Source organism: Metasolibacillus meyeri (genome assembly GCF_003049505.1).
Taxonomy (GTDB): Bacteria; Bacillota; Bacilli; order Bacillales_A; family Planococcaceae; genus Metasolibacillus; species Metasolibacillus meyeri.
This window is the reverse complement of the sequence record NZ_PYWN01000140.1, coordinates 1-8,986: the sequence shown is the minus strand read 5'-3', so window position 1 is coordinate 8,986 and position 8,986 is coordinate 1. Positions and strand designations below refer to the sequence as shown.

Annotated in this window: 8 protein-coding genes, 1 other RNA gene and 1 pseudogene; 6 read left to right on the top strand and 4 right to left on the bottom strand. The window is 40.7% G+C overall.

All coding sequences use genetic code 11. From position 1 onward, the window contains the following. The first annotated feature begins 149 nt into the window (after positions 1–149). Positions 150–633, top strand: a pseudogene (locus C9J34_RS17465) (HIT family protein). 45 nt (positions 634–678) lie between these two features. On the opposite strand, the gene C9J34_RS17460 reads toward C9J34_RS17465, so the two are convergent. The 4 genes from C9J34_RS17460 to C9J34_RS17445 all read right to left on the bottom strand — a co-directional run bounded on the left by C9J34_RS17460 (position 679) and on the right by C9J34_RS17445 (position 4,050). Then, positions 679–1,428 carry a PepSY domain-containing protein gene (locus C9J34_RS17460; RefSeq protein ID WP_107841461.1) on the bottom strand — a complete coding sequence of 250 codons (750 nt, stop codon included), beginning with the start codon at positions 1,426–1,428 and terminating at the stop codon, positions 679–681. Positions 1,429–1,510: 82 nt separating this feature from the next. Then, on the bottom strand, positions 1,511–2,035 hold the full coding sequence (locus C9J34_RS17455; protein ID WP_238600696.1) for a PepSY domain-containing protein: 525 nt from the start codon (positions 2,033–2,035) through the stop codon (positions 1,511–1,513). Continuing rightward, complete coding sequence (locus C9J34_RS17450) at positions 2,028–3,371, bottom strand: sensor histidine kinase (RefSeq protein WP_107841459.1); 1,344 nt, start codon at positions 3,369–3,371, stop codon at positions 2,028–2,030. The genes C9J34_RS17455 and C9J34_RS17450 overlap by 8 nt, the downstream gene beginning before the upstream one ends. After that, entirely contained in the window at positions 3,361–4,050 is a 690-nt protein-coding gene (locus C9J34_RS17445) for a response regulator transcription factor (RefSeq protein WP_420799138.1), read from the bottom strand. Before C9J34_RS17445 ends, C9J34_RS17450 begins: the two co-directional genes overlap by 11 nt. Positions 4,051–4,188: 138 nt before the next feature. Between C9J34_RS17445 and secG the strand changes: the two genes are divergently transcribed. From secG to ssrA, 5 genes are all read left to right on the top strand, one after another. Continuing rightward, positions 4,189–4,416, top strand: a complete 228-nt coding sequence (gene secG, locus C9J34_RS17440) for a preprotein translocase subunit SecG (RefSeq protein WP_107841457.1) — start codon at positions 4,189–4,191, stop codon at positions 4,414–4,416. A gap of 214 nt (positions 4,417–4,630) precedes the next feature. Next, complete coding sequence (locus tag C9J34_RS17435) at positions 4,631–5,380, top strand: alpha/beta hydrolase (protein WP_107841456.1); 750 nt, start codon at positions 4,631–4,633, stop codon at positions 5,378–5,380. Between the two features lie 37 nt (positions 5,381–5,417). Further along, entirely contained in the window at positions 5,418–7,808 is a 2,391-nt protein-coding gene (gene rnr / locus C9J34_RS17430) for a ribonuclease R (RefSeq protein WP_107841455.1), read from the top strand. A 91-nt stretch (positions 7,809–7,899) separates the two neighbouring features. Further along, entirely contained in the window at positions 7,900–8,364 is a 465-nt protein-coding gene (smpB, locus tag C9J34_RS17425; RefSeq protein WP_107841454.1) for an SsrA-binding protein SmpB, read from the top strand. A 231-nt stretch (positions 8,365–8,595) separates the two neighbouring features. Then, positions 8,596–8,953: a transfer-messenger RNA gene (gene ssrA, locus C9J34_RS17420) on the top strand. Positions 8,954–8,986: the final 33 nt, after the last annotated feature.

Below are 8,986 nucleotides of genomic sequence, written 5' to 3'. Positions count from 1 at the left end.
AGAAGTCGCAAATAAATTGGGGAAGTCGCAAATAAAATCGAGAAGTCGCAAATATAATTCAGAAATCACAAATAAATGGAGTAACTCTTAAATACTCTGCAAATCATCACATCTATTTAGAGAATATCAATAGAAATGAGGGCGTATTGATGCGAAGGATTGCATTATCAAATGGTGAAACAGTCGAAGTAGAATGTTTGAGCTGTGCATTAACAAGTGGAATAATTGTGCCAGATGGAGGTACTGTCATGGAAACAGAGCATTTTCATGCACATCAGGATGTTGCATACCCAATTAAAGGATTGATTATATTAGCTTCTAAACGTCATATCAAATGCTTTGATGAGTTAACGGAGGAAGAAAAACTAGATTATATTACAGCTTTATCAAAAATTAGAGCAGCACAAAGAAAGATTTTAGGAGTAGAGGCTGTTTATTATTTCTACTAATGAAGATACGACACATCATTTTCATACTTGGATGGTGCCTCGCTATGAGTGGATGTATGAGTTTGGTCGATCAGTAGAATCGGTAAGACCTGTTTTATTGCATGCTAGAAATTATATGAATGATGAAAAGAATAGAAATGCTGTAATAAAGGTGCTTCGAGATTTAGCAGAAGAGTTAAACTAAAAAATGCCTAGAAAGTAGTATGTTAGCTACTTTCTAGACAATTCTTTAATCATCAATACTAAACTCTAAAATCTCACCTGTTTTTGCATCGATTTCGAATTCATAGTCGATCTTGCCATCCTCAAAATCAACTTCATAAATATACTTGCCGTTATCGAAATCCAGCTCTGCCTTTTTCAATTGACCTGAAGCTTGCTTTTGTGCGATATCAATAGCTTGCTGCAATGTAATGATGTCGCTAGGTACATTATTTTGAGAAGTTTGTTTGTTGTTTTTATTATCCCATTTGTTATGCTTTAAAATTTCACCTGTTTTTGCGTCAATATCAAATTCATTGGCAATGCTACGGTCACGCACGATAATTTCATAAATATTTTTATCATTTTTGTAAGTGAGCTTTGCTTTTGTTACATTGCCAGAAGCTTGCTTTAACGCAATAGCCATCGCCTCTTGCTTCGTAATTAAAGTTTCATTGTTAGCAGGCTGTGTCGCTGATTTTGCTGTAGCCAGTACTTCGCGTTCAACAACCGTTACAGTGCCTGTTTTTGCGTTTATTTCAAGCTCTAGCTTTTCTGTTGCCGTTTTTATATCAATTTCATAATGTGGGATTTTGTCATCCCCATCATAATCAAAATCAAGTATTTGTCCTTCAAATTGCTTTAGCGCAATTTCCTTTGCTTGTTGTGCAGTAATGTTAGCAGACTTTTCTGCAGAACCAGATGGCTCCTTTTGGGCAAAAACGTAGCCACCAATCATGCCGATAAATAAGGTAATAATAATTAAATATTTTTTCATATCTCATTCACTCCTTCATAAATTCATTATAAAAAATGAAAATGAGATGATTGTTAGAGAAATATTAGAATTTGATGAGAATTTAATCATCGAATTGGACAGAGAGAATTTTCCCTGTAACAGCATGAATAATAAATGTTGTTTCATAATCACCGTGCTCAATTTCGATTTCATATAACCCGCCATCGTCCGTCTTTTTAAATTTTACATTATCCACAATACCGGGCTGCTCCTTTAAAGCAATTTGAATCGCCTGTTGTTCAGAGATTCGAGTTTGCTTAGTAGGCTCTGTCACTTGTTCATCTATAGATGGCTGTTCTCCAACTGGTTGCTCTACAAATTGATGCACAAGTGTTAAATTTGAAGGACGTCCACTTTCTAAATGAACATTCACCTCATAAAAGCCTTCCTTAGTTGTGAATGATACAATTGCTTCCTCATCATCCATAACAATAGACTTTATGTCTCCTGTATAAAGCTGCTCAATATATGTTTGTACATCGCTTTTACTTAATGGCTGCGGCTTCAAAATGTCACTCACTTTAGAAAATAAAAAATAGCTTATGATAAATGTCACAATGAGTAACACGACTATTTTTTTATTCATTTGCGCCCACATCCTTACTCGAAATGGTCACAGTCGTACCAACGCCAACCGTACTATTGATGTGAATCGTTAAATGCAGTAAATCGGCTAACTCCTTTGCAATAGCTAAGCCAAGGCCTGTGCCACCTGTTGCCCGACTGCGCGCCTTATCAACACGATAAAAACGCTCGAATAAATGAGGTACATCTTTTTCTGGAATCCCAATGCCATAGTCTTGGATAATAATTTGCTTTGCGGGATTCATCATAATCACTATGGGCTTTTCGCTATATTTACGTGCATTATCGATAAAAATAAAGAGTAGCTGCTTCAATTTCACTGCGTCTGTCAGCAATGTAAAAGCATGTCCCTGTATATGAACCTCGCGTGCATAAGTCTGTTGCATCATTAAGGCGATCTCCTGTAGAAGTACCTCAATATTTGTTAGAGCGAAATCCATTTCCACATTTTCATTGGCAGAAGCAAGTTGTAGCATTTGCATGATCATCTCCTGCATATTGGCCGTTTCCTTCGTAATGGCAGCTAAAGCCTCATGAGTAACCTCTTCATTATGAAAACCACGGCGCTGTAAAAGCTTAGCGTAGCTTTCGATAACAGTGAGCGGTGTTTTCAGTTCATGTGAGGCATTGCCAACAAATTGCTGCTGTTTCCTATAATTATCCTCTAAGCGATGCATTAAAGCGTTATAAGTCGTTGTCATTTCGGTAATTTCATCTTTTTTATTGTCCTTTAATGGTAGTTGCTCATAGCGATTGGTAGTAATATTTTGCTGCATTGTCATCGTTAGCTGCTGAATAGGCTTGGCGATTATGCTAGCTAAAAGTGAGCTTGCTAAATAAATCGGAATGATAGCGATTAATGCCATCGCAATCAAAATCCATTTTAAAAGTGCAATATTTTGTGCAATATTAGGCAAAGGCTCAATCAACTCTAATGTGACAACCTCACCTGTTGGCCAAATGAGGGGATAATTTGTTGCGATGACAGGCGTATCCTTCCAATATGAAATCGTATAATCTGCATTTTCCTCTAGTATAAAAGGAATGCGTTCAATTGTGGTTGTCGCCTGCATATTAATCAACTGCTCATCGTCTTCATCAATAATGCGTAAAGCACCATTTGAAGGAATATAGGCACGTAGAAACGAATTGATATTCATATTGGTATCCATTTTACTCATGCCACTCATTAACTCATTTGCTCGATTTTGTAACTGTGTATATTCAGTTTGAAAGGCAAACTGTTTATAAAGAAGGAAAATACCTGTAAAGCTTGTCGCCATAATGATGAGTGTTAGCAATGTTGAAAACAAATTAATTTTCGTTTTAAGCTTCATCGCTTGCTACCTTCAATACATAGCCGACACCGCGAACTGTGTGCAGAAGTGGCGTGCCAGTTGCATCGATTTTTTGACGCAAATAACGGACGTACACATCGACAACATTTGTATCGCCGTAGTATTCGTAGCCCCACACCGCATTTAAAATTTGCTCTCGACTTTGCACATGCTGTGGATGCTTTAAAAAATGTACTAATAAATCATATTCGCGCGGTGTGAGGTGAATTGCATGCCCTGCACGTGTTACTTCACGCGTCTGCTTATTTAACGATAGGTCTGCAAAGCTCAGTATATCCTGTTGTATTTGTGTTGTAGATGTTACCCTTAAAGCAGCGCGAATACGAGCAAGCAATTCCTCAAAATCAAAGGGCTTTGTGACATAATCATTCGCCCCTAGATCAAGTCCAGTCACTTTATCCTCTACAAGTCCTTTTGCTGTTAACAAAATGACAGGTGTTGTATCTTTTTTACGAATGCGCTGCAATACTTCAAAGCCATTCATCTCAGGTAGCATTACATCAAGCAGCACTAAATCCCACTGCTCCTCGCGATACGCAATTAAACCATCTGTTCCGGTATGGGCAACTTTTGTTGTATAGCCTTCAAATTCTAGTTCCAATTGCAAAACTCGCGCAATTTGTGGCTCGTCTTCTATAATTAAAATTTTTTGCACGATTATGCCCCCAATCTTATATTTATCCTAGTGTAAGAGAGAAATATGTGCAAGTGAGTTGAAATATTTCGCATTGTCATATAAGAGGGCATTTGTTATAATATAGCTTGTTGCAATGTTTGGAATGCAGGAGGTGGACGTATGCATACGTTATTAATGACTTTACTTATTATCATTTCTATCGCTTTAATTGTTTCTGTATTATTACAATCAGGTAAAAGTGCTGGTTTATCAGGGGCCATCTCTGGTGGAGCAGAGCAACTATTTGGTAAACAAAAAGCGCGTGGAATGGATTTAGTTTTACACCGTACAACAATTGTACTATCAGTAATTTTCTTTATTTTAGCACTTGCCATTACGAAAATTTAATTTAGTGAAACCAACTGTCCGTAAGTGAAAGCTTATGTGGCAGTTTTTTTATTTAGGAAAATTAAAAACGCCAATAGAATTAAAAAAATTCACTAATAAATTGAAAAAAACTGCAAACGATATAAAGATAAGTACGATTTTTCGCCATCATTGGATGTTTTACCTTATAATGTAGATAGACGGGCAATTGTTGAAAAGTATGGAGGACAAACAAATGAAATTAACACAGCCAAAACCATTTTTCTTTCAAGCAGGGAAGCGAGCCGTATTGCTATTACATGGCTTTACAGGGACTTCTTCTGATGTGCGCATGCTTGGGCGTTTTTTAGAGAAGAAAGGCTACACGTCTCATGCGCCGCATTATAAAGGGCATGGTGTGCTACCAGAGGAGCTACTTGTTACGAATCCGAGCCAGTGGTGGCAGGATGTGCAGGACGGCTACCAATTTTTAAAGGAACAGGGCTATGAGGAAATTGCGGTTGCGGGATTATCCCTTGGAGGTGTTTTTTCATTAAAGCTGGCAATGAATTTTCCAGTGAAGGGCATCGTGACAATGTGTTCACCGATGACAATGCGCACATTGGATATTATGTTTGATGGTGTGCTAGACTATGCAAAACAATATAAAAAATATGAAGGAAAAACTGACGAGCAAATCGAAATAGAATTGCAGGCGATTCGTCAACAGGGCATGCCGTCCTTAAAGGATTTGCAAAAGCTTGTTGATGATGTATACCGCGAAATTGATATGATTTATGCACCGATTTTCGTCGTGCAAGCAACAAAAGATGACGTAATTAATCCAGATTCCGCGAATATGATTTACGAAGGTGTGGAATCCTTAAAGAAATCGATTAAATGGTATGACAATTCAGGACATGTTATTACGCTAGACAAAGAAAAGGAACAGCTACATGAAGATGTGTACGCCTTTTTACAAGAACTTGATTGGCATGTCGACTAATTGAAATAGAGATGTTTGTTAGTGAGGAGGGACAATGATGACGCAAAACAATGATTTACAGCAGCGCTTGCTTGAGCTGATGAAAAAGCAAGAGTACAAGCCAATGACCGTTTCGGAAATTGAAGATGCCTTTGAAATGATTGAAGCAGAGGACTTTAAAGAGCTTGTCAAAACATTAGTAAAAATGGAGGCACAGGGCTATGTCGTACGCTCACGCTCCAATCGCTATGGTTTACCAGAGCGCATGAACTTACTGCGTGGACGCTTTATCGGTCACGCTAAGGGCTTCGGCTTCGTAACACCAGAGGAAGATGGGATGGATGATATTTTTATCCCGCCATATGAAATCAATGGTGCATTAAATGGGGATACCGTATTAATCCGTGTACTAAATGAATCATCAGGTGACCGCCGTGAAGGAACGGTCACAAAAATTGTAGAGCGCAGCAAAACGACTTTTGTTGGTACATACCAAGCAAATCGCGGTTTTGGCTTCGTAATACCTGACGATAAAAAATTAAACATGGACATCTATGTCGCGAAAGAGGATACGCTTGGTGCAGTGGATGGACATAAAGTTGTCGTGGAAGTGACAGCATGGCCAGATGAAATTAAATCAGCATCAGGTATGGTCACAAAAATATTAGGGCATAAAAATGACCCGGGTGTCGATATTTTATCGATTCTTTATAAATATGCTATTCCACCTGAATTTCCGCGTGAGGTAGTCGATGCAGCAGGGCAAGTATCTGATGAGGTGTCAGAGCAGGATTTAATCGGACGTCGTGACCTGCGCAATGAAGTGATTGTGACGATTGATGGCGCAGACGCGAAGGATTTAGATGATGCCGTAACAGTAACGAAAAATGTGGACGGCACATACAGGCTAGGTGTGCATATTGCCGATGTGAGCCATTATGTCGCAGAAGGCTCATTATTAGACCAAGAGGCATATGAGCGAGCAACATCTGTTTATTTAACAGACCGCGTAATCCCAATGATTCCACATCGTTTATCAAACGGTATTTGTTCATTAAATCCACAAGTAGACCGTTTAACGCTATCTTGTGAAATGGTCATCGATGGCAACGGGCAAGTGGTGCAGCATGAAATTTTCCAAAGTGTCATTAACACAACGGAGCGCATGACCTATACAGATGTTTATAAAATTTTAGAACAACCAGACGAGCACCCAGAGCTACTGGAACGCTATGAACAGCTTGTGCCGATGTTTAGACAAATGGCAGAGCTAGCCGCTATTTTACGTCAAAAGCGTATGGGGCGCGGAGCGATTGACTTTGATTTCAAGGAGTCGAAGGTGCTAGTCAATGAAGAAGGCTGGCCAACTGACATCGTGCTACGTGAACGTACAGTAGCGGAGCGTTTAATTGAGGAATTTATGCTTGCTGCAAACGAAACAATTGCCGAGCATTTCCACTGGATGGAGCTACCTTTCCTTTATCGTATACACGAAGATCCGAAACCAGAAAAGCTACAGCGCTTCTTTGAGTTCGTAACGAATTTCGGCTTAGTGATAAAAGGAACAGGTAACTCGGTACACCCGAAAGCATTACAAGAAATTATCCGCTCGATTGAAGGGATGCCTGAGGAGCCGGTTATTTCAACAATGCTATTACGCTCTTTACAGCAAGCAAAATATTATCCAGAGTCGCTAGGGCATTTCGGCTTATCGACAGATTATTATACGCATTTCACATCGCCAATTCGTCGTTACCCAGACTTAATCGTGCACCGCTTAATTCGCACATACTTAATTAACGGTGACACATCGAAGGAAACGGTATTCAAATGGCAACAAGCAATGGACGAAATTGCTGACCACACATCAGACCGCGAACGCCGTGCTGTAGAAGCAGAGCGCGACACAGACTCGCTGAAAAAAGCACAATTTATGTCCGATAAAATCGGTGAAGAATTTGTCGGCATGGTATCATCAGTGACAAACTTCGGGATGTTTGTGGAGCTACCAAACACGGTAGAGGGCCTTGTCCATATTAGCAATATGACTGACGACTACTATCGCTTCGACGATCGCCATATGGTATTAATCGGCGAACGCACAGGACGTCAATTCCATATTGGTGATGAAATTACAGTGCGTGTAACGAACGTAGTCATCGAGGAATCCTCAATTGACTTTGAAGTAGTCGGTATGATTACATCACACGGTGGACGTCCACGCAAAGCAGTACCAAAGGTCATCCATGCAGGACGCAGCGAAAAGAAAAGTGGCGAACGCTCAGAGCGACGCGACAAGAGAAAGCGTAGCGACGAACGCCCGAGCAGTAAAAAAGGCAAGGCAGACGAACGTGACCCGCGCGGCCGCCGCAAAGACGGCAAAACAAAGGACAAACCAAAGTTCTACGAAGGCGTCGCCAAAAAAGGCAAAAAGAAAAAGAAAAGATAAAAACGCTCACACTAGCCTCACGCTAGTGTGACCTTATATGAGAATGGGCTGCTCACACAGCATCTGAGCAGCCAGCTGTGAGGTGTAACAAATGGCAAAAGGAACGGGCAAAGTACTAGCCCAAAACAAAAAAGCAGGACACGATTATTTTATTGAAGAAACATACGAAGCAGGTCTCGTCCTAACAGGCACAGAAATCAAATCAATTCGTTCAGGCAAAGTCCAGCTAAAGGACTCGCATATTCGCATACGTAATGGCGAAGCATGGGTCTACAACATGCATGTCAGCCCATTTGACCAAGGCAACCGCTTCAACCACGACCCGTTACGCAACCGCAAGCTCTTGCTGCACAAAAAACAAATTGGTCAGCTAGTTGGCGCAGTAAAACGCGATGGCTACACAATCGTGCCACTAAAGATGTATATTAAAGATGGCTATGCCAAGCTATTAATCGGTCTAGGTAAAGGGAAGAAGGACCACGATAAACGTGATGATTTACGTAAAAAAGAAGCAAAGCGTGAAATGGAACGTGTTTTCAAGGATCGCCAACGCTAAGCTAAAACAGCACGCCGATAGGAGCGTGCTGTTTTACTATAGGCTAAGTAAAAATTACAATGTGATGTAAAAGTTAACAGCAAAAAATCAGCGTAATCACTTGATGTTTGACTATCTTTGTCTTATAATAGTGACTACAATGCCAGTGAGCATCTACTCATACGTTGCTCATTTTACAGCCTGCATCAAGCAGAGCTGACCGTATACGGTTTACAAACCGGATTATTATCCGGGGACGTTACGGATTCGACAGGGGTGGTTCAAGCTCTGGTCGCGCGTCGGAGGTCTCGGCTCCGTCATCAACGGAAGTTATATAATAACTGGCAAACAACAAAACTTAGCTTTCGCAGCGTAAGCTCGTAGGCGCTCTGCCTCTGCATCACCCATGTGCAGTACGTAGGGCTCAACTTTAAGTGGGATACGGCCTGGTGGTGCCGCTTGAGTCACCGGCAAGAGATTTCCAAGCTAGCGTGCAGGACGCCTGTCTGTCGGCATAATGCCACGCGAACTGCAAATAGACAAACTACACGCGTAGAAGCCGGCGTATTGGAGCTTCTGGACGCGGGTTCGACTCCCGCCGTCTCCATATAGGTGCACAAAGTATAGATTTATCAAGGGATGA

What these genes read in the sequence shown, in the direction of transcription:
- C9J34_RS17450 (WP_107841459.1), bottom strand. Translation starts at nt 3,371, where the DNA reads ATGAAGCTTAAAACGAAAATTAATTTGTTTTCAACATTGCTAACACTC.
- smpB (WP_107841454.1), top strand. Translation starts at nt 7,900, where the DNA reads ATGGCAAAAGGAACGGGCAAAGTACTAGCCCAAAACAAAAAAGCAGGA.
- C9J34_RS17460 (WP_107841461.1), bottom strand. Translation starts at nt 1,428, where the DNA reads ATGAAAAAATATTTAATTATTATTACCTTATTTATCGGCATGATTGGT.
- C9J34_RS17435 (WP_107841456.1), top strand. Translation starts at nt 4,631, where the DNA reads ATGAAATTAACACAGCCAAAACCATTTTTCTTTCAAGCAGGGAAGCGA.
- secG (WP_107841457.1), top strand. Translation starts at nt 4,189, where the DNA reads ATGCATACGTTATTAATGACTTTACTTATTATCATTTCTATCGCTTTA.
- rnr (WP_107841455.1), top strand. Translation starts at nt 5,418, where the DNA reads ATGACGCAAAACAATGATTTACAGCAGCGCTTGCTTGAGCTGATGAAA.
- C9J34_RS17455 (WP_238600696.1), bottom strand. Translation starts at nt 2,035, where the DNA reads ATGAATAAAAAAATAGTCGTGTTACTCATTGTGACATTTATCATAAGC.